This is a genomic window from Sanguibacter sp. Z6_81 (assembly GCF_057180625.1).
The window spans coordinates 292,115-311,371 of record NZ_JBXUFV010000002.1; the positions used below are offsets into that span (position 1 = coordinate 292,115).

18 protein-coding genes and 1 riboswitch are annotated in these 19,257 nt (G+C 73.0%); all 18 genes read right to left on the reverse strand.

Going from position 1 to position 19,257, the window contains the following annotated elements; translation table 11 throughout:
* Window positions 1-36: 36 nt before the first annotated feature.
* The 18 genes from AC2AXK_RS06320 to carB all read right to left on the reverse strand — a co-directional run bounded on the left by AC2AXK_RS06320 (window position 37) and on the right by carB (window position 19,256).
* Window positions 37-492 (reverse strand): PH domain-containing protein, encoded by a 456-nt coding sequence (locus AC2AXK_RS06320; protein ID WP_484344509.1) that lies wholly within the window; start codon window positions 490-492, stop codon window positions 37-39.
* 63 nt (window positions 493-555) lie between these two features.
* The gene (hisG, locus tag AC2AXK_RS06325) at window positions 556-1,404 is read right to left on the reverse strand and encodes an ATP phosphoribosyltransferase (RefSeq protein WP_484344510.1); all 849 of its coding nucleotides are present in this window, start codon (window positions 1,402-1,404) and stop codon (window positions 556-558) included.
* Window positions 1,405-1,451: 47 nt separating this feature from the next.
* A complete protein-coding gene (locus AC2AXK_RS06330; RefSeq protein WP_484344511.1) occupies window positions 1,452-1,715 on the reverse strand; it encodes a phosphoribosyl-ATP diphosphatase in 264 nt (87 codons plus the stop codon).
* A gap of 79 nt (window positions 1,716-1,794) precedes the next feature.
* Window positions 1,795-2,271: a 6,7-dimethyl-8-ribityllumazine synthase gene (gene ribH / locus AC2AXK_RS06335; protein WP_484344512.1), complete on the reverse strand. Its 477-nt coding sequence runs from the start codon at window positions 2,269-2,271 to the stop codon at window positions 1,795-1,797.
* Window positions 2,268-3,647, reverse strand: a complete 1,380-nt coding sequence (gene ribA, locus AC2AXK_RS06340) for a GTP cyclohydrolase II (protein WP_484344513.1) — start codon at window positions 3,645-3,647, stop codon at window positions 2,268-2,270. Before ribA ends, ribH begins: the two co-directional genes overlap by 4 nt.
* A complete protein-coding gene (locus tag AC2AXK_RS06345; protein ID WP_484344514.1) occupies window positions 3,644-4,249 on the reverse strand; it encodes a riboflavin synthase in 606 nt (201 codons plus the stop codon). The genes ribA and AC2AXK_RS06345 overlap by 4 nt, the downstream gene beginning before the upstream one ends.
* An 8-nt stretch (window positions 4,250-4,257) precedes the next feature.
* Window positions 4,258-5,415, reverse strand: coding sequence for a bifunctional diaminohydroxyphosphoribosylaminopyrimidine deaminase/5-amino-6-(5-phosphoribosylamino)uracil reductase RibD (ribD, locus tag AC2AXK_RS06350; protein WP_484344515.1), 1,158 nt, complete (start codon window positions 5,413-5,415; stop codon window positions 4,258-4,260).
* 105 nt (window positions 5,416-5,520) lie between these two features.
* A riboswitch (FMN riboswitch) is annotated at window positions 5,521-5,644 on the reverse strand.
* A gap of 70 nt (window positions 5,645-5,714) precedes the next feature.
* A complete protein-coding gene (rpe, locus tag AC2AXK_RS06355) occupies window positions 5,715-6,377 on the reverse strand; it encodes a ribulose-phosphate 3-epimerase (protein WP_484344516.1) in 663 nt (220 codons plus the stop codon).
* A 70-nt stretch (window positions 6,378-6,447) separates the two neighbouring features.
* Window positions 6,448-7,947, reverse strand: coding sequence for an RsmB/NOP family class I SAM-dependent RNA methyltransferase (locus tag AC2AXK_RS06360; protein ID WP_484344517.1), 1,500 nt, complete (start codon window positions 7,945-7,947; stop codon window positions 6,448-6,450).
* Window positions 7,944-8,921: a methionyl-tRNA formyltransferase gene (fmt, locus tag AC2AXK_RS06365; RefSeq protein ID WP_484344518.1), complete on the reverse strand. Its 978-nt coding sequence runs from the start codon at window positions 8,919-8,921 to the stop codon at window positions 7,944-7,946. Before fmt ends, AC2AXK_RS06360 begins: the two co-directional genes overlap by 4 nt.
* A 36-nt stretch (window positions 8,922-8,957) precedes the next feature.
* A complete protein-coding gene (locus tag AC2AXK_RS06370; RefSeq protein ID WP_484344519.1) occupies window positions 8,958-11,198 on the reverse strand; it encodes a primosomal protein N' in 2,241 nt (746 codons plus the stop codon).
* A 20-nt stretch (window positions 11,199-11,218) separates the two neighbouring features.
* Window positions 11,219-12,412, reverse strand: a complete 1,194-nt coding sequence (gene metK / locus AC2AXK_RS06375; protein WP_484344520.1) for a methionine adenosyltransferase — start codon at window positions 12,410-12,412, stop codon at window positions 11,219-11,221.
* Between the two features lie 52 nt (window positions 12,413-12,464).
* Window positions 12,465-13,706, reverse strand: a complete 1,242-nt coding sequence (gene coaBC / locus AC2AXK_RS06380) for a bifunctional phosphopantothenoylcysteine decarboxylase/phosphopantothenate--cysteine ligase CoaBC (RefSeq protein WP_484344521.1) — start codon at window positions 13,704-13,706, stop codon at window positions 12,465-12,467.
* A gap of 14 nt (window positions 13,707-13,720) precedes the next feature.
* The gene (rpoZ, locus tag AC2AXK_RS06385; RefSeq protein WP_484344522.1) at window positions 13,721-14,011 is read right to left on the reverse strand and encodes a DNA-directed RNA polymerase subunit omega; all 291 of its coding nucleotides are present in this window, start codon (window positions 14,009-14,011) and stop codon (window positions 13,721-13,723) included.
* 75 nt (window positions 14,012-14,086) lie between these two features.
* On the reverse strand, window positions 14,087-14,689 hold the full coding sequence (gene gmk / locus AC2AXK_RS06390) for a guanylate kinase (protein ID WP_484344906.1): 603 nt from the start codon (window positions 14,687-14,689) through the stop codon (window positions 14,087-14,089).
* 2 nt (window positions 14,690-14,691) lie between these two features.
* The gene (gene mihF, locus AC2AXK_RS06395; protein ID WP_484344523.1) at window positions 14,692-15,003 is read right to left on the reverse strand and encodes an integration host factor, actinobacterial type; all 312 of its coding nucleotides are present in this window, start codon (window positions 15,001-15,003) and stop codon (window positions 14,692-14,694) included.
* A 45-nt stretch (window positions 15,004-15,048) separates the two neighbouring features.
* Window positions 15,049-15,936 carry an orotidine-5'-phosphate decarboxylase gene (pyrF, locus tag AC2AXK_RS06400; RefSeq protein ID WP_484344524.1) on the reverse strand — a complete coding sequence of 296 codons (888 nt, stop codon included), beginning with the start codon at window positions 15,934-15,936 and terminating at the stop codon, window positions 15,049-15,051.
* A complete protein-coding gene (carB, locus tag AC2AXK_RS06405; protein WP_484344525.1) occupies window positions 15,933-19,256 on the reverse strand; it encodes a carbamoyl-phosphate synthase large subunit in 3,324 nt (1,107 codons plus the stop codon). The genes pyrF and carB overlap by 4 nt, the downstream gene beginning before the upstream one ends.
* Window position 19,257 lies beyond the last annotated feature (1 nt).

Below are 19,257 nucleotides of genomic sequence, written 5' to 3' on the forward strand. Positions count from 1 at the left end.
ACGCTGAGCACCCGGCGGCGCCTCGTCGCCGGGTGCTCAGCGGACAGGTTCGCGTCCCTCGCCGTGCGCGGCGACGAGGGTCGCGAGCCGCTCCGCCTCCCGGGACGCCCGCGCCCCGTCGGCACGCTGGACGGCCATGACCGCGCACGTGCTGCCGTCCGCGAGCTCGAGCAGCACCCACGGATCGCCCTCCCCGAAGACGACGCCGAGGATCTGCGGCCAGGCCAACGTGCGCGCCCGCACCGGGTTGCGCACCCGGATCCCCGTCGTGTCGACGTCGGCACGCACGGTCGCGAGGCGCCACAGGATCGTGCCCACGACGGCGACGAAGAGCACCATGCTCACGACGGTGCCGCGCGTGTAGCCGACGTCGTCCCCGGGGGCGACCCAGAGCAGGACCGCCAGCCCGCACACCGCGAGTGCGAGGACGGCGAGGCCCACGACGCGCACGAAGCGCGGCCGGAAGGGCTCGTACAGGTGCTCGACGCTCACGCGTGGGCGCCCCTCGCTCGCGAGGTCATCCCGGCTCGCCCTCTCCTCGTGGCGGTTGGAGTGTCAGATGCGGCAGGCGTGGATCGACGTGACGAGGATCGCGCGGGCTCCCACGTCGTAGAGGGCGTCCATGACCTTGTTCGTGTCCGCACGCCGGACCATGGCGCGGACGGCGGCCCAGTCGCGGTCGTGCAGCGGAGAGACGGTCGGGGACTCGAGGCCGGGCGTGATCGCGACCGCGGCGTCGACGAGCTCGACGGGCACGTCGTAGTCCATGAGCACGTACGAGCGCGCGGTGAGCACGCCCTGGAGGCGCCGCGTGAGGGTCTCCAGACCGGCGGGGACGTCGGCGTCGCGGCGGCGGATGAGCACCGCCTCGGACTCGAGGATCGGGTCGCCGAAGATCTCGAGGCCCGCGGCCTTGAGCGTGGTCCCGGTCTCGACGACGTCCGCGATGACCTCCGCGACCCCGAGCTTCACGGAGCTCTCCACCGCGCCGTCGAGGTGCACGATCGCCGCGGGGGTCACACCCTGCTCGGCGAGGTAGGAGCCCACGAGGACCGAGTAGGACGTGGCGACCCGACGACCGTCGATCTGCGCGACCTCGGTGATCGATCCCGTCGGCGCCGCGAAGCGGAACGTGGACCGGGCGAACCCGAGCGGCAGGTGCTCCTCGGCGGCCGCCCCGGAGTCGAGCATGAGGTCCCGGCCGGTGATCCCCGCGTCGACCGTCCCGGCACCGACGTAGACGGCGACGTCACGGGGGCGCAGGAAGAAGAACTCGACGTCGTTGTCCGGGTCGGCGAGCACGAGCTCGCGTGTGTCACGGCGCTGACGGTAGCCCGCCTCACGCAGCATCTCGGACGCCGGTTCGGACAGTGAGCCCTTGTTGGGGACGGCAATGCGGAGCACAGGATCCTCGCGATCAGTGATGAGTGTGGGCGCCCGACGGCACCGCGTCAGAGGTAGGAGTAGACGTCCTCGAGGCTGATGCCCTTGGCGACCATGAGGACCTGCAGGTGGTACAGGAGCTGCGAGATCTCTTCGGCAGCCTCCGCGTCGCTCTGGAACTCGGCGGCCATCCAGACCTCGGCCGCCTCCTCGACGATCTTCTTGCCGATGGCATGGACGCCGGCGTCGAGCTGGGCGACGGTGCCGGACCCGGCGGGGCGCTCCACGGACTTGGCGGTGAGCTCTGCGAACAACTCCTCGAACGTCTTCACCGGGCAAGCCTAGTCGCCGACGCAGGTCCGACGGCACGCCTGACCACGGCGACGACCGGTCGCACCGTGCGGACGCTCCTCATGCGCGGAGCCCGCGCAGCGCGAGGACCGTCGCGATCGCGGCCTCGACGGCCTCGGCTCCCTTGTCCTCGCGCGATCCCTCGAGCCCGGCGCGGTCGATCGCCTGGTGCTCCTCGTCGACGGTGAGGACACCGAACCCGACCGGGACGCCCGTGCGGACAGCGACCTCCGTGAGGCCCATCGTCGCGGCCTGGCAGACGAACTCGAAGTGCGGCGTCCCACCGCGCACGACGACGCCGAGCGCCACGACGGCGTCCACTCCGGCGGTCGTCGCGGCCACCTGAGCCGCGACGGGCAGCTCGAACGAGCCGGGCACGCGGATCTCCGTGACGTCCGTGACGTTCGCGGCAGCCAGGGCGCGGCGCGCGCCACCGAGCAGTCCGTCCATGATGACCGTGTGCCACTGCGCGGCGATGACGACCACCCGCAGTCCTGAGCCGTCGACGGCGATCGTGGGTGCTCCTGCTCCGCTCATCGCGGGTCCTCCTGGGTGTCGGTGGTGGTGGTGGCCCCGTCGGTGGTCACGTCCGTGGTCACGGTCGGGATGGGCGGCTCGACGACGACCGTCTCGAGGCGGTGACCCATCGAGACCTTCTTCGTCACGAGGTACTGGTGGTTCTCGGGCGTGTGACCCACCTCGATGGGCACCGTGCTCACGACGTCGATGCCGCTGGCCATGAGGCCCGTCGACTTCGCGGGGTTGTTCGTCAGCAGCCGGATGCGCTCGAGGCCGAGGTCGGCGAGGATCGCTGCCGCGGCGCCGTACTCCCGGCGATCGACCGGCCACCCGAGCTCGAGGTTCGCCTGCACGGTGTCCAGGCCCGCGTCCTGAAGCTCGTACGCGCCGATCTTCGCGAGCAGGCCGATCCCCCGGCCCTCGTGCCCCCGGAGGTACACGACCGCGCCCCCCTCGGCCGCGACGGTCGCGAGCGACGCCTGCAGCTGAGGACCGCAGTCGCAGCGCAGCGACCCGAAGGCGTCCCCGGTGAGGCACTCGGAGTGCACCCGCACGACGGGCAGCGACTCGGCCCCCCGCGCGGTCGTACCCACCTCGCGCGGCACGAGCGCGACGTGCTCCGCCCCGGTCCGCACGTCGCGGTAGCCGTGGATGGTGAAGGTCCCGTGAGCCGTGGGCAGCTCGGCGACGGCGGTCGGCTGGACGCGCGCCGGCTCCGGGGCCGCGTCCTCGGACGCCACGACGGGGTCGTGCTCCCGGCGCCACGTGATGAGGTCCGCGATGGTGAGCAGCACGAGGCCCTCGCGCTCCGCGAGCACCCCCGTCTGCTGCATCCGCATCATCGTGCCGTCGTCGTTGACGAGCTCCGCGATCCCCGCGACCTCGCCGAGCCCTGCGAGCCGAACGAGGTCGACCGCGGCCTCGGTGTGCCCGGCACGGTGCAGCACTCCCCCGGCGACAGCGCGCAACGGCAGCACGTGACCGGGCCGGATGAGATCGACCGGCCCGGAGGCCGGGTCGGCGAGCACGCCGAGCGTCCGGGTGCGGTCGGCCGCGGAGATGCCCGTCGTCACGCCCGTCGCGGCGTCGACGGTCACCGTGTAGGCGGTGCGCCGCGGGTCCTGGCTGTGCGGAACCATGAGCGGCAGCTCGAGGGCGTCCGCGCGCGGGCCCGGCATCGGCGCGCAGAGGTAGCCCGAGGAGTGGCGGATCGTCCACGCCACCCAGTCGGTCGAGACGTTGGAGGCGGCGAAGACGACGTCTGCCTCGTTCTCCCGGTCGGGCGAGTCCGCGACGAGCACGGGACGGCCCGCCCGCAGCGCGTCGAGCGCCTCCTCGACGGTGCCGAGGTGGACCTCGGAACGGCCGGCGGTGTCGTTGTGCGCGGTGGTCATGAGCGGGCTCCCAGGAGTCGTTCTACGTACTTGGCGATGACATCGACCTCGAGGTTCACGGGGGCACCCGGTGCGAGGGCGCCGAGGGTGGTCGCCGCGAGGGTCGTGGGGATGAGCGAGACGCCGAAGGCGTCGTCCGACACGGTCGTCACGGTGAGGGACACGCCGCTGATCGTCACGGAGCCCTTCTCGGCGATGTACCGGGTGATCGTCGGCGGTGCCTCGAAGACGAGGTCGTCCCAGCGGGCCCCCGGCGTCCGGCTGCGGAGCGTGCCGACCCCGTCGACGTGACCCTGGACGATGTGTCCGCCGAGGCGCGCGTCGGCGCGGACCGCACGCTCGAGGTTGACCGCGTCACCCGCTGACAGCGCACCGAGCGCGGTCCGGCTCAGCGACTCCGGCATGACGTCCGCGGTGAAGGTGCCGTCCTGCGGCAGCGAGGTGACCGTGAGACACACGCCGTTCACCGCGATCGAGTCGCCGAGGGCGGCGTCGGAGGTCACGAGCGGACCGCGGACGGTGAGCACGGCGTCGCCGTGCGTGGCGTCCGGGGTGCGGATGTCCGCGACGGTCCCGAGCTCTTCGATGATTCCGGTGAACATGGTGATCCTCACTGTTCGGGGTTCGGTACGGCGCGGTCCGCGCTGCGGGCACGGCGGGCGACGACGAGCACGTCGTCCCCGAGCCGCTGCACGTCGGTGGTGCGGAACCGGTGGGCATCGTCGATGGACCGGGCGCCGGTGTCGGCGACGGCGCGTCGCCCGGAGCCGAGGAACGCGGGCGCGACGTAGGAGTGGATCTCGTCGACGGCGTCGGCGGCGAGGAAGGCCGCGGCCAGGCTGGGGCCGCCCTCGACGAGGAGGTGCCGGACCTCGCGCTCCGCGAGCTCCGCGAGCACCTGCGTGACGTCGTGCGTGCGGATGTGGACGAGCTCCCCGCCGGGCCCCGTCAGTCGGGCCCCCGCCGGCAGGTCGCGGTGTCCCACGACGACGCGCAGCGGCTGGTGGGCGGCGAGCGATCCGTCGGACGCGCGGGCGGTGAGCGACGGGTCGTCGACGACAGCGGTGCCGGTCCCGACGGCGATGGCGTCGACCTCGGCGCGCACGGCGTGCGCGTGCAGGCGTGCGGCCTCCCCCGTGATCCACCGGCTCGTGCCGTCCGCCGCCGCGACGCACCCGTCGAGGGTCGTGGCCGTCTTGAGGGTGACGTAGGGCGTCCCACGCCGGACGGCGGTGAGCCAGACGCGCAGCAGCTCCTCCCCCTCGTCCTCGCGCAGACCGTGCTGCACGACGACGCCGTGCGAACGCAGGTACTCGGCGCCGCCGGTCGCGGCGGGGTTCGGGTCGCCGACGGCGTGCACGACCTCAGCGACGCCGGCGGCGGCGAGCTCGTGCGCGCACGGACCCGTGCGTCCCGTGTGGTTGCACGGCTCGAGGGTGACGACAGCGGTGGCGCCCCGGACGGAGATCCCAGCGGCGGCAGCGCGGGCGAGCGCGTCGGCCTCGGCGTGGGGGGTGCCGGCTCCGCGGTGCCATCCCTCGGCGAGGACGGTGCGCGCCAGGTCGGCCGGAAGATCCGGCGGCGCGATGGTGTCGTCGTCGCGGGCGGTGCCGTCGTCCCCGAGCAGCGGGGCAAGCAGGACGCACCCCACGCGGGGGTTGGGCCCGTGGGCCGGGCCGCGTGCTGCGAGCTCCAGGGCCCGGGACATCGCACCGTCGACGGTGAGACTGCGCTGCTGCGCGCGGTCGCTCAGCTGCGTCTGGTCCATGCGCGTCCTCCGTCCCGGGCTCAGCGCTCCGGGGTGAGGGTCGACGACGGGTCAGCGCAGCGCTGACACATCACCCGCGTGCCCGGCACGGACGGCCAGGTACGCCACGAGACTCTTCCCATCCGGACTTTGACCGTCGGTCCTGGAGTTCCACCAGGTCAACCACGCCGAGGCGTGGGTCGCGGACTATGACCGCCGGCTCGGATTTTCACCGACCCCAGAGCACGTGTAGTAATCGGTCCCACTATGCCACGGGGTCGCGCGGGGGCGGGAGCGCCACGACAGTGGCGCACGTCACGTCAGTGGATGTGGGCGCGCGCCAGGTCCCGCAGCGCGTCGATCTCCGACGGGATGTCCTGCGCGCCGTAGACGGCCGAGCCGGCGACGAAGACGTTCGCCCCGGCCTCTGCGGCGCGCGCGATCGTCGAACGGGAGATCCCGCCGTCCACCTGCACCCACACGTCGAGATCCGCTTCGCCGATAGCCCGGCGTGCCCGCTGGATCTTCGGCAGCGTGCCCTCGATGAAGGACTGACCACCGAACCCGGGCTCGACGGTCATGACAAGGAGCATGTCGATCTCGGCGAGGAGGTCGACGAACGGCTCGAGCGGCGTCGCCGGCCGCAGGGCGAGGCCGGCACGAGCGCCCAGCCGGCGGAGCTCGCGGGCCAACCGCACGGGAGCGGAGGCGGCTTCCGCGTGGAAGGTGACGGACTGCGCGCCGGCCTCGGCGTACCCGGGAGCCCAACGGTCCGGGTCGGCGATCATGAGGTGGACGTCGACGGGGAGCGGGCAGACCTCGACGATTCGTTGCACGACGGGCAGACCGATGGTGAGGTTCGGGACGAAGTGGTTGTCCATGACGTCGACGTGGGCCCAGTCGGCGCCGGAGATCCGGCCCAGGTCGCGCTCGAGGTTGGTGTAGTCGGCGGACAGGATGCTCGGCGAGATGAGAGGGTCCATGGCCCCAGCCTAGGTGTGCCGGGACCGACGCACCGGCCGGCTCGGGGCGGGCCGGCCGGCGACCGCCCCGTCAGGCGGGCGGCGCGAGGCGGCGCACCAGCGTGAGGTGCATCGCGTCCGTGCCGTGCAGGTGCGGCCACAGCTGGACGTCCTGGCGGTCGGCGAGGGGCATGTCGGCACCGGCGATGCCCGTGACGAGGTCGCGCGCGTCGAGGACCTCCACGGAGCCGGGCGGCAGGCCGCGCAGGACGTCGGTGACCACGGACCGGGTCTCCGCGAGGTGCGGCGAGCACGTCACGTAGGCGACGACGCCCCCGGGCCGCACCGCCTCGAGGGCGGAGGCGAGGAGCTCGCGCTGCAGCTGGGCGAGCACGGGCACGTCGCCGGGAGTGCGGCGCCACCGCGACTCCGGGCGACGCCGGAGCGCGCCGAGCCCGGTGCACGGCGCGTCGACGAGCACACGGTCGTAGGAGGCGGGCTCCTGGGTACCGATGTCCCGGCCGTCCCACACCTGCACCCGTTCCACCGCGTCGGCGGGCACCGCGGCGAGGGCACGCTCCACGAGGTCCGCGCGGTGCGGTTGCACCTCGTTCGCGACGATCCGCGCGCCGCGGGTCCCCGCGATCGAGGCGAGCAGCGCGGCCTTGCCCCCGGGCCCGGCGCACATGTCGAGCCACCGCTCGTCCGGTCCCTCGACGGGTGCGTCGACGAAGGCGAGCGTGACGAGCTGGCTGCCTTCGTCCTGGACCCCGGCGGCGCCGTCGCGGACCGCGGCGATCGCTCCCGGGTCGGAACCCTGGAGCACGACGGCCGTCGGCGCGTACCGGCCCGGGACCGACTCGGTGCGGGCGCCGAGCTCTTCCGCGGAGATGAGTCCGGGCCGGGCGACGAGGGTCACCCGGGGTGAGGCGTTGTCGGCCTCGAGCAACGACCCGAGCTCTTCTGCCGGGCGCCCGGAGGCGACGAGGGAGTCGCGCAACGCCCGCGTGATCCACCTCGGGTGGCTGTCGACGACAGACATCCGGCTGATCTCGTCGGACTCGCGGCTCTCGATGATCTCGAGCCAGTCCTCGAGCTCGGTGCGGGCCACCTTGCGCAGCACGGCATTGACGAGCTGCGCGCTCCCGGCGCCGACCCGCGCGCGAGCGAGACCGACGGTCTCGGAGACGGCGGCGTGCGCCGCCACCCGCATGCCGAGGACCTGGTGCGCCCCGAGCCGCAGGACGTCGAGCACCGGCGGGTCGATCTTCTCGAGCGGGCGGTCGACGCACTCGGCGAGGATCGCGTCGTACCGTCCGCGCATCCGCAGCGTCCCGTAGGTGAGCTCGGTCGCGAACGCGGCGTCGCGCCCGCTCATCCCCCGGGATCGCAGCATCGGCGGCAGGACGAGGTTCGCGTACGCGTCGGAGTCGGCAACCTGGCGCAGGACGTCGAACGCGACCGTCCGTGCGGGGTCGGTCCCCTTGCGCCGGTCTCCCGGCGCCAGGGCGGTGCGGTCAGCGTCGCCGCGGGATCGCGCGGCTCCCCGCTCGCGCCCCCGGGCGTCACGCCGGCCCTCGGCGCCGCTCATGCGGACACCTCCTGACCGAGGCGGAACCCGGGCTCGATGCGCGCACCACGCGCCCAGTCGCTCGCGGGCATCGGCCTCTTCCCGGCGGGCGTCACCTCGCCGAGCTCGACCGGGACGGTCGCGGTGCCGACGAGGACCTGGCGCTTCGTCGCGTGCACCTCACCGGGTGCGAGCGAGAGCTCCTGAGGAGCGCCGTCCGACGATCGGGGCGCGGAGCGGTCGTCCAGGAGCCGCACGGGCCCGATGCCCAGCCGGGAGCCGTCCGGGAGGGTCGTCCACGCGCCGGGCTCGGGCGTGCAGCCGCGCACGAGACGGTCGACGGCGTGCGCCGGATGGGTCCACGTCACGCGTGCGTCCTGCGGGGAGAGCTTCGCCGCGAGGCTCACGCCATCGGCCGGCTGCGGGACGGCGACGAGCGCTCCGTCCTCGAGAGCGTCGAGGGTCGCGACGAGGAGCCCGGCACCCGTGCGGGAGAGCCGGTCGAGGAGGTCCCCGGCCGTGTCGCGGGGTCGGATCGTCTCCGTGGCGGTGCCGAGGACGGGCCCGGTGTCGAGCCCCTCCTCGATCCGGAACGTGCTCGCGCCGGTGACCTCGTCGCCGGCGATGACGGCCCGCTGCACCGGCGCAGCGCCCCGCCACGCGGGCAGCACGGAGAAGTGGAGGTTGATCCACCCGTGCTCGGGGATCCCCAGGACGTCGGCTGGCAGGATCTCGCCGTACGCGACCACCGGGGCACAGTCGACATCGAGCGAGGTGAGGAGCTCGACGAAGCCCTCAGAGCGTGGACGGTCGGTGAGGACGGGGATCCCCGCCTCCTCGGCCCGGACCCGGACCGGGCTCGGGGCCAGCTGGCGGCCCCGCCCGGCGCGGGCGTCCGCCCGGGTGAGCACCGCGACGACCTCGTGCCGGGAGTCGATGAGGGCCTCGAGGGCTGGGACAGCCACGGCCGGGGTCCCGGCGAAGAGCAGACGCATGAGGCCATTCTACGAGCCGGAGCACGGGCCCCCCGGTCAGAGCATCTCCTTGGGGTCGAGCATGACCGAGACGAGACCGGCTTCGCGCCGCGCGCTGGCGACGGCCAGCGCACCTGACATCGCGCGCGCCAGGTCCCGTCCCCGCGCGACGGGGACGCGGACGATCGCCCGGACCGGGGCCTCGAGCGCACCGCCGGTGCGCTCGGTCGCGCGGCGGGTCTGGCCGGGTCCCGGCGCGCCCCGGCGGTCGGATGTCTCGGGCAGCTCGACGGGTCCGAGGACGGAACCGCCCTCCGGGAGAGTCACCCGGGAGAGGAAGAGGGCGACCGCGTGGCGGTCACCGGTGACGGACGCGATCCGCACGGCGGGCGGCATCTGGAGCTCGACGCGCTCGTCGAGCTCCCGCTGGGCGAGACCCGCAGGGTCCCATCGGACGAGGGCGTTCGTGGGTGTGGGGGCGGCGTCACCGACGAGGAGGAGACGGCCACCGGCGGTCGAGGGCCGCACGAGCGCGCCGGCGGCCAGCCACCGGTGCAGTGCCTCCTGGTCGGTGTAGAGACCGACGTGACTCGTGGACACCGCGGCGTCGAGAAGCACTCCCACCGCGTAGCCCGCCGCTGCGACCGGCTCCGCGCCCGGTGTCGCGACGACGAGGGCCGGAGTGTCGGAGACCTGGGCGATCACTCCCGCCGCTGAGCGCGCCCCGGAGACCCGCACGGGGACGCCGGGGAACGCCCGGCCCAGCTCCTCGGCCGTCCGGTCGCTGCCCACCCGCACCGAGCGCAGGCCCGTCGCCGAGCACTCGGGGCACCGCCACCCGCCCGCCAGGGCGCCGCACCAGGAGCACTGGGGCACGGCGTGCGCGCCCGAGAGTGCGAGCGGCCCGGAGCACACCGCGCACCGCGCTGCCGTCCGGCACCGCACGCATGCGACGACCGGGAGGTACCCGCCCCGGGGAACCTGGACGAGCACGGGGCCGCGGGTGAGCCCGGTGGAGATGGCCTTCCACGCGGCCCCGGGAAGCCGCGCAGCCCCCGCGGGACCCTCCCGGGCGACATCGACCGATGTCAATGGCTCGACGCGCGGCGTGCGTGCTCGCACGACGGCCCGCTCCGCCACGAGCTCGCGTGCCCAGCCGCTCACGACGAGCGCCTGCGCGTGGATCGAGCGGCTCAACGACCCCACGAGCACGGCGCACCCCGTCTGCTCGGCCCGCAGGGCGAGCACCTCGCGCACGTGCGGATACGGAGCCCGGCGCTCCTGGTGCATCGGGTCGATGTCGTCCCAGCACACGACGAGACCGAGGCGGTGCACCGGTGCGAAGGCCGCCGCACGGGTGCCGATGACGATCGATGCCTCACCCCGCAGCGCGGCGAGGAAGCTGCGGTACCGAGGGGTCGGCCCCAGGTCGGCGCTGAGCCGGACGAACGCCACGTGCGGTGCCGACTCCCGGGTGGGCCCGGCCAGCTCCGCCACGCCAGCCTCGACGAGGGCGGCGGCGAGCCGGTCCACGTCCCGGGCATCAGGCAGCACGACGACGACGCCGCGGCCACCTTCGGCCACCGTCCGCGCGACCTCAGCCAGTGCGGCCGGCCACCCGGCGACGGGTCCCACGCCCGGCAGGGCGCTCCACACGGCGCGCGGGCAGTCGCCGGCGGCCAGGCGGGAGAGGAACGCCTCTCCCCCACGGATGTCCGACCATGCCGACGCGCCACGGCCCGGGGCCGCGGCACCGGTCACCCCGGCGTCAGCCACCATCGCGCCGCTCTCGCGGCCACCAGCCGGGTCGGCGGGACGCGCGGGGGCCGACGCCGGGACGGTGGGCACCTCCCCTTCGACCCGTGCCAGACGCGGGGGGACGGCCAGACGCAGCACGTCCGTGAGCGATCCCGCGTAGTAGTCGGCGACCCGGCGGCTCAGCGCGGCGATCTCGGGAGAGAGCACGACCTCGGGCGAGACGACGCGGCGCAACGCCACGAGACCGCCCTCGTGCGTCGTCCGGTCGACGCGCTCGATGATGTACCCGTCCACGTCGCGCGGTCCGAACCGCACCTTGACGCGCACGCCCGGCAGCGCGGTCTCGGACAGCGCTTGCGGGACGGTGTAGTCGAACAACCGGTCGAGGTGGGGCGGGGAGACGTCGACGCACACGCGCGCGATGGGCAGGTGCGTCGCGAGCGGCACCCCCGTCTCGCTCCGCGGGGTGGTCGTGCCGCGCGCCGTCGACCCCGCGCCCATCCCGGGCAGGGTGAGCTGCTCGCCGGGATCAGGTGTCATCGCGGAGGTGGCGCCGGTCGTCAGATCGCGGCCTGCAGGTCCGCGACGCGGTCGGTGCGCTCCCAGGTGAAGTCGGGCAGCTCACGACCGAAGTGTCCGTAGGCGGCCGTCTGCTCATAGATCGGGCGGAGGAGGTCGAGGTCCCGGACGATCGCGCCGGGTCGCAGGTCGAACACCTCGCGGATCGCCGCGGTGATCCGTTCGAGCGGCACGCTCTCGGTGCCGAAGGTCTCCACGTAGAGACCCACCGGTTGCGCCTTCCCGATCGCGTACGCGACCTGGACCTCGCAGCGGCGCGCGAGGCCGGCGGCGACGACGTTCTTCGCGACCCAGCGCATCGCGTAGGCCGCCGACCGGTCCACCTTGGAGGGGTCCTTGCCGGAGAACGCTCCTCCGCCGTGGCGGGCCATACCACCGTAGGTGTCGACGATGATCTTGCGCCCCGTGAGCCCTGCGTCGCCCTTCGGGCCGCCGACGACGAACGTCCCGGTGGGGTTGACGATGAGCCGGTGCCCGGCGCTGTCGAGGTCGAGCTCGCTGAGCACGGGGGCGACGACGAGCTCCGCCACCGCAGCGGCGAGATCGTCCTGCAGCACCCCTGGGTCGTGCTGCGTCGACAGCACGACCGTGTCGAGCCGGACGGCACGGTCGCCGTCGTACGCGATCGTCACCTGCGTCTTGCCGTCCGGACGCAGCCCCGGGATGATCCCCTGCTTGCGGACCGCGGCGAGGCGCTCGGCGAGGCGGTGCGCGGCGTAGATGGGCAGCGGCAGGAGCGTGGCCGTCTCGTCCGTGGCGTACCCGAACATCAGACCCTGGTCCCCGGCGCCCTGCGTGTCGAGCGGGTCGTGGTCGTTCGCGTCGATCCGCTGCTCGAGCGCCTTGTCGACGCCCTGCGCGATGTCCGGCGACTGCTGGCCGATGGACACGGAGACCCCGCAGGAGTCGCCGTCGAACCCGATGGCGGACGAGGTGTAGCCGATCTGCTTGACGACCTGACGCACGATCGCGGGGATCTCGACGTACGCCTCCGTGGACACCTCGCCGGCGACGTGCACGAGCCCGGTGGTCACGAGGGTCTCGACGGCGACACGGGACGTCGGGTCCTGCTCGAGGAGCGCATCGAGGATCGCGTCGGAGATCTGGTCGCAGACCTTGTCCGGATGCCCCTCCGTCACGGACTCGGACGTGAAGAGGCGCAGGGAGTCAGTCATGAGCCAAGGATACGGTCTCGTCAGGGTCGCCCGGCGGGGCGTCCACAGTGGCTCACTGCCCCCGGAGCACGTCCACCACGGCGTCGAGGACGACGTCGGCGACACGGTCCTTGGTGCCGGCCGCCGAGGCCAGCACCGTGCCGTCGGGCCCGAGGATGGTCACCTCGTTGTCGGGGGTGCCGAACGCGCGTCCCCCGGAGACGTCGTTGACGACGAGCAGGTCGGCGCCCTTGCGGACGGCCTTGGCGCGGGCGTGCGTGAGCACGTCGCCGTCCGCGTCACCGGTCTCGGCCGCGAAACCGACAACGACCTGGCCGGCGCGCAGCCGGTCGGCTGCGAGCTCCGCGAGGACGTCCGGGTTGGCGACGAGCTCGATCGTCGGGACGACGCCGTCGGAGCGCTTCTTCATCTTGTGCGGGGCGGTGCCCACGGGGCGGAAGTCGGCGACCGCCGCGGCCATGATGATCACGTCGGCGGTCGGTGCTGCGGAGCGCACCGCGGTCCGCAGCTCCGCGGTCGTCTCCACGGGCACGACGTCGATGCCGTCAGGTGGCGCCAGCGAGGTGTTCGCGGCGACGAGCGTCACCTGGGCACCCCGGCGCCGGGCAGCGGCCGCCAGCGCGTGGCCCTGCATCCCTGTGCTGCGGTTGCCGAGGTAGCGCACCGGGTCGAGCGGTTCGCGCGTCCCGCCCGCGGAGACGACGACGTGGCGCCCCTCGAGGTCGCGACGTGGCTCGCCGACGGACCGTTGAGGCGCTGCGGGTGCGGACGGCTCGACGAGTGCCAGCGCGGCGGAGAGGATCTCTGCGGGCTCGGGGAGTCGACCGGGGCCGGAGTCCGCGCCGGTGAGCCGACCGACGGCCGGGTCGAGCACATGGATGCCCCGGGAGCGCAGCGTCGCGACGTTCGCCCGGGTGGCAGGGTGCTGCCACATCTCCGTGTGCATCGCTGGCGCGACGAGCACGGGACAGCGGGCGGTGAGCAGCGTCGCGGTGAGCAGGTCGTCCGACCGTCCGGTGGCCATCCGCGCCAGCAGGTCGGCGGTGGCCGGCGCGACGACGACGAGGTCGGCCCCCTGTGCGATCGCGACGTGCTGCACCTGGGGCACCTCGTCGAAGACGCTCGTGCTCACCGGCTGACCGGAGAGTGCCTCCCAGGTCGGCGCACCGACGAACCGCAGGGCAGCGTCGGTCGGGACGACCCGCACGCTGTGCCCGGCCTCGGTGAGGGCGCGCAGGAGCAGCACGGCCTTGTAGGCCGCCACTCCCCCGCTGACGCCCAGGACGATGCGCATACAGCTCGCCGTTGTCAGCGCTTCTTCGGAGAACCCTTGGGTGTCGGCTCGGTCGCCTCGATCGTCAGGAGCCCGGCGTTGATCTCACGCATCGCGATCGACAGCGGCTTCTCCTGGTGGCGGGTCTCGACGAGCGGGCCGACGAACTCGAGCAGGCCCTCGTGGAGCTGCGAGTAGTACGCGTTGATCTGACGGGCGCGCTTGGCGGAGTACACGACGAGGGCGTACTTGGAGTCCGCACGCTCGAGCAGGTCGTCGATGGGCGGGTCGGTGATGCCGACGGGGGCGGCGACGGTTCCAGACACAGATGACTCCAGAGGATGCAGGGGCGGGACCCCGCGCTGCGGACGGTGCGCGGGCGGGGCAGTCAGTCCGCCAGTCTACCCGGCGGCGGGCCCCGGGGCGACGAGCCCCATGATCGACATGATCTCGTCCGTCGCGCGGTGGACGTCGTCGTTGACGACGACGTGGTCGAACTCGGGCTCGGCCGCGAGCTCCACGCGCGCTGTGGCAAGTCGCCGCTCGCGCTCCTCCGGGCCCTCGGTGCCGCGCCCGACGAGGCGCCGCTCGAGCTCCTCCCAGCTCGGTGGGGCGAGGAACACGAACCGGGCGTCGGGCATGCTCTCCCGCACCTGCCGCGCGCCCTGGAGGTCGATCTCCAGGAGCGCGGGAACCCCCTCGGCGAGCCGCTCCTCGACGGCCCGGCGAGGCGTGCCGTAGCTGTTCTGCCCGTGCACCACGGCCCACTCGAGGAGCTCGCCGCGCTCGACCATCTCAGCGAATCGCTCCGGTCCGACGAAGTGGTAGTGCACCCCGTCGATCTCCCCGGGCCGTGGGTCCCGTGTCGTGGCCGAGACGGACAACCACACCTGCGGATACCTGGCGCGGATGTCCGCGGAGACGGTTCCCTTACCGACAGCCGTGGGTCCCGCCAGGACCGTCAGACGAGCGGGCTGCGGTCCGGGGAGGGGCGAAGCAGAGATGATCAACCAAACCTTTCGATGAGGGCAGCCGCCTGGTGCGGGCCCAGTCCGCGCACTCGGCGGCTCTCGGCGATGCCGACCTCCGCCATGATGGCGCGCGCCTTGACCTTGCCGACACCGGGCAGGGACTCAAGCAGCGACACGACCTTGAGCTTCCCGATGACATCGTCGGTTCGACCCTGGGTGATGACGTCGGAGAGTGCCCCTGAAGAATACTTCAGACGGTTCTTCACCTCCGCCCGGGCCCGGCGTGCAACTGCGGCTTTCTCGAGCGCGGCGGTCCGCTGCTCCGGGGTGAGCTCAGGTAATGGCACTCCGGTCACCTTCTTTGGGGACGGACGGAAAACGTCTCTGTGAAACTAGCCACGTTTCCGCTGGTCGGCAAGGCGAACGCGAGTACCGAGCGCTCCGGCTGCATCGTCCGCCGCGCGACGCGCCGCTGCGAGCAGCGCGCGCGTGTCCGGACCGGCGCCCAGGACCCCGCGCGACGACGAGGCCAGAACCTGCGAACGGGCGTCACCGAAGACCGCCGCGAGCTCTGCCGGCCCCGCGCCCTGGGCGCCGACGCCGGGTGCCAGCAACGGTCCCCCGACCGCGAGGTCGACGCCGGCGCGCGCTGCCGCGTCGCCGATCGTCGCACCGACGACGAGCCCCACGGACCCGAGCGTCCCCCGGGCGGCCGCCTCGGTGTTGAGCGCGGCGACCTCCGCCGCGATCGACGCCGCCACGGTCGTCCCCTCGGCCGTCCTCGCGTGCTGGACCTGCGGGCCCTGCGGGTTGGAGGTGAGGCACAGGACGAAGAGTCCGCGACCGCTCGACGCGGCTGCCTCGATCGCGGGCGCGAGCGACCCGAACCCGAGGAACGGGGACACCGTGAGCGCGTCGCCCGCAAGGGGCGACCCCTCGCGCAGGTACGCGTCGGCGTACCCGTCCATGGTCGAGCCGATGTCGCCCCGCTTGGCGTCGACGATCGTCAGCGTCCGCGCCGAGCGCGCGACGGAGACGACCTCCTCGAGGACAGCGACACCTGCCGAGCCGTGACGCTCGAAGAGCGCGGACTGCGGCTTGAGCGCCGCGACCTGCCCACCGAGCGCATCGAGGACGGTGAGCGAGAAGTCCCGCAGACCCCGGGCGTCGTCGGGGAGCCCCCAGGCGGCGAGGAGCCCGGGGTGGGGGTCGATGCCCACGCACAGCGGACCGTGCGCGGTCATCGCCGCCGCGAGCCGCTCACCGAAGGGCGCGGTCACCGCGGGGCCTCACCGAGGTCGTACTCCTGCAGGCTGCGCACGTCGAAGGGGCCGGCGAGGACGGCCTCGATGCCCTGGACCGCCGCCGCCATCTGGGCGACGGTCGTGACGATCGGCTTGTCGGCCGCCGTGGTCGCCGCGCGGATCTCGTAGCCGTCGGCGCGTGCTCCCTGCCCCGACGGGGTGTTGACCACCATCGCGACGCGGCCCTCGGTGATGAGGTCGACGATCGTCGGCTCTCCCTCGGCGCTGCGCCCCTCGGAGTACTTGCGCACCACGGTGGACTCGATGCCGTTGCGACGCAGGACGTTCGCCGTGCCGGCCGTGGCGAGGATCTCGAAGCCCAGCTCCGCGAGACGCTTGACCGGGAAGACGATGCCCCGCTTGTCGCGGTCGGCGACGGACACGAACACGGCACCGCTCGTGGGCAGCCCCCCGAACGCGGCAGCCTGGGACTTGGCGAACGCCGTCGGGAAGTCGACGTCGAAGCCCATGACCTCGCCCGTCGAGCGCATCTCCGGGCCGAGCACCGTGTCGACCGCGACGCCCTCGGTCGTGCGGAACCGCTTGAAGGGCAGCACGGCCTCCTTGACGGCGATCGGAGCGTCGAGGTCGATCGTCCCGCCGTCGCCGGTGAGCGGGAGCACGCCGGAGGCGCGCAGGTCCGCGATGCTCCGTCCAGCCATGACGAGCGCCGCAGCCTTGGCGAGCGAGACGCCCGTCGCCTTGGACACGAACGGGACGGTCCGCGACGCGCGGGGGTTGGCCTCGAGCACGTAGAGCACGTCGGAGACGAGGGCGAACTGCACGTTGAGCAGCCCGCGGACCCCGACGCCCTTGGCGATCGCCTCGGTCGATCGGCGGATCCGTTCGATCTCCGACTCGCTGAGCGAGACGGGCGGCAGGACGCACGCCGAGTCACCGGAGTGGATCCCGGCCTCCTCGATGTGCTCCATGACACCGCCGAGGAACATCTCCTCGCCGTCGTACAGGGCGTCGACGTCGATCTCCATGGCGTCGTCGAGGAACCTGTCGATGAGGATGGGCGCGAGGTGGCCCCCCGCGAGGGCGACCTCCCCGAGCGCCCGCTCGACATACCCGGTGAGCTGCTCCTCGCTGTACACGATCTCCATGCCGCGTCCGCCGAGGACGTAGGACGGGCGGACGAGGACGGGGTAACCGATCCCGGCCGCGACCTCGCACGCCTTGGCGAGCGTCGTGGCCGTGCCGAACGCAGGCGCGGGCAGCCCCGCCTCGGCGAGCACGCGGCCGAACTCGCCGCGGTCCTCCGCCGCGTCGATGGCCTCGGGCGACGTGCCGAGGATCGGCAGACCGGCGTCGGCGAGACGCTGTGCGAGCGCGAGCGGCGTCTGCCCACCGAGCTGGACGATGATGCCCTTGACGGGGCCCGCGGCGAGCTCAGCCTCGTACACCTCGAGCACGTCCTCGAACGTCAGGGGCTCGAAGTAGAGGCGGTCCGCGGTGTCGTAGTCCGTCGAGACCGTCTCAGGGTTGCAGTTGACCATGACGGTCTCGTACTCGTCCTTGAGGGCGAGTGCGGCGTGCACGCACGAGTAGTCGAACTCGATGCCCTGGCCGATGCGGTTGGGGCCGGAGCCGAGGATGATCACGGCTTCGCGCTCACGCGGGCGGACCTCGCTCTCGAGGTCGTAGCTCGAGTAGTAGTACGGCGTCTCGGCCTTGAACTCCGCCGCGCAGGTGTCGACCGTCTTGAACACGGGACGCACACCCAGGGCCCGCCGCACCTCGCGGACCGTCGCCTCGCCGGCACCGCGCTCGCCGCGGATGCCCCGCAGGCTCGCGACCTGGGCGTCGGACAGGCCGTGGCGCTTGGCACGCTCGAGCACGACGCGCGTGAGGGCGTGGGCTGACGCGACCTCGGCGGCCACCTCGTTGACGAGCTGGATCTGGTCGAGGTACCACGGGTCGATCTTCGTCGCCTCGAACACCTGCTCGATGCTCGCGCCCGCGCGCAGCGCCTGCTGCGTCTGGACGAGACGGCGCTCTGTGGGGCGGGAGATCTCGACGAGCAACGCGTCGAGCGCCTCACCGGAGACGGGCTCGCCGTCCCAGTGGAACTGTGCCCCGGTCTTGTCGATCGAGCGCAGCGCCTTGCCGAGGGCCTCGGTGAAGTTGCGGCCCATCGCCATGGCCTCGCCGACGGACTTCATCGTCGTGGTGAGCGTGTCGTCGGCTGCGGGGAACTTCTCGAACGCGAAGCGTGGGACCTTCACCACGACGTAGTCGAGGGTCGGCTCGAACGAGGCCGGCGTCGAGCCGGTGATGTCGTTCGTGATCTCGTCGAGGGTGTAGCCGACGGCGAGCTTCGCGGCGATCTTCGCGATGGGGAACCCGGTCGCCTTGGACGCCAGCGCCGACGACCGCGACACGCGGGGGTTCATCTCGATGACGACGACACGCCCGGTCTCGGGGTGCACCGCGTACTGGATGTTGCAGCCACCGGTGTCGACGCCGACCTCGCGGATGACGGCGATGCCGATGTCCCGCAGGTTCTGGTACTCACGGTCCGTGAGGGTCAGCGCGGGGGCGACCGTGACCGAGTCGCCCGTGTGCACGCCCACCGGGTCGACGTTCTCGATGGAGCACACGACGACGACGTTGTCCGCCTTGTCGCGCATGAGCTCGAGCTCGTACTCCTTCCACCCGAGGATCGACTCCTCGAGGAGCACCTCGGTCGTCGGCGAGTACTGCAGGCCCTGGCCGACGATGCGGCGCAGGTCCTTCTCGTCGTACGCGATGCCCGATCCGAGGCCGCCCATGGTGAACGACGGCCGCACGACCATGGGGTACCCGAGGTCGTCGGCGGCCGCGACGGCCTCCTCGACCGTGTGGATGATCTCGGAGCGCGCCGACTCCCCGCCGCACTTCTCGACGACGTTCTTGAACTGGAGGCGGTCCTCACCCTTCTGGATCGCCGGGATGTTCGCCCCGATGAGCTCGGCCCCGTACTTCTCGAGGATCCCGGCCTCGTCGAGCGAGATCGCGGCGTTGAGGGCCGTCTGCCCGCCGAGCGTCGCGAGGACGGCGTCGGGACGCTCCTTCGCGATGATCGACTCGAGGACGTCGGTGGTGATCGGTTCGATGTACGTGGCGTCCGCGAACTCCGGGTCCGTCATGATCGTCGCCGGGTTGGAGTTGACGAGGATGACCCGCAGGCCCTCCTCCTTGAGCACGCGGCACGCCTGGGTGCCGGAGTAGTCGAACTCCGCGGCCTGACCGATGACGATCGGGCCGGACCCGATGACCAGGACGGAGGTGATGTCGGTTCTGCGAGGCACG

Excerpts from the sequence above, each read along its gene's own strand:
- ribD (WP_484344515.1), bottom strand. The coding sequence starts at position 5,415 with ATGGACCAGACGCAGCTGAGCGACCGCGCGCAGCAGCGCAGTCTCACC.
- ribH (WP_484344512.1), bottom strand. The coding sequence starts at position 2,271 with ATGAGCGGAGCAGGAGCACCCACGATCGCCGTCGACGGCTCAGGACTG.
- ribA (WP_484344513.1), bottom strand. The coding sequence starts at position 3,647 with ATGACCACCGCGCACAACGACACCGCCGGCCGTTCCGAGGTCCACCTC.
- fmt (WP_484344518.1), bottom strand. The coding sequence starts at position 8,921 with ATGCGTCTGCTCTTCGCCGGGACCCCGGCCGTGGCTGTCCCAGCCCTC.
- rpe (WP_484344516.1), bottom strand. The coding sequence starts at position 6,377 with ATGGACCCTCTCATCTCGCCGAGCATCCTGTCCGCCGACTACACCAAC.
- AC2AXK_RS06345 (WP_484344514.1), bottom strand. The coding sequence starts at position 4,249 with ATGTTCACCGGAATCATCGAAGAGCTCGGGACCGTCGCGGACATCCGC.
- AC2AXK_RS06370 (WP_484344519.1), bottom strand. The coding sequence starts at position 11,198 with ATGACACCTGATCCCGGCGAGCAGCTCACCCTGCCCGGGATGGGCGCG.
- metK (WP_484344520.1), bottom strand. The coding sequence starts at position 12,412 with ATGACTGACTCCCTGCGCCTCTTCACGTCCGAGTCCGTGACGGAGGGG.
- coaBC (WP_484344521.1), bottom strand. The coding sequence starts at position 13,706 with ATGCGCATCGTCCTGGGCGTCAGCGGGGGAGTGGCGGCCTACAAGGCC.
- AC2AXK_RS06360 (WP_484344517.1), bottom strand. The coding sequence starts at position 7,947 with ATGAGCGGCGCCGAGGGCCGGCGTGACGCCCGGGGGCGCGAGCGGGGA.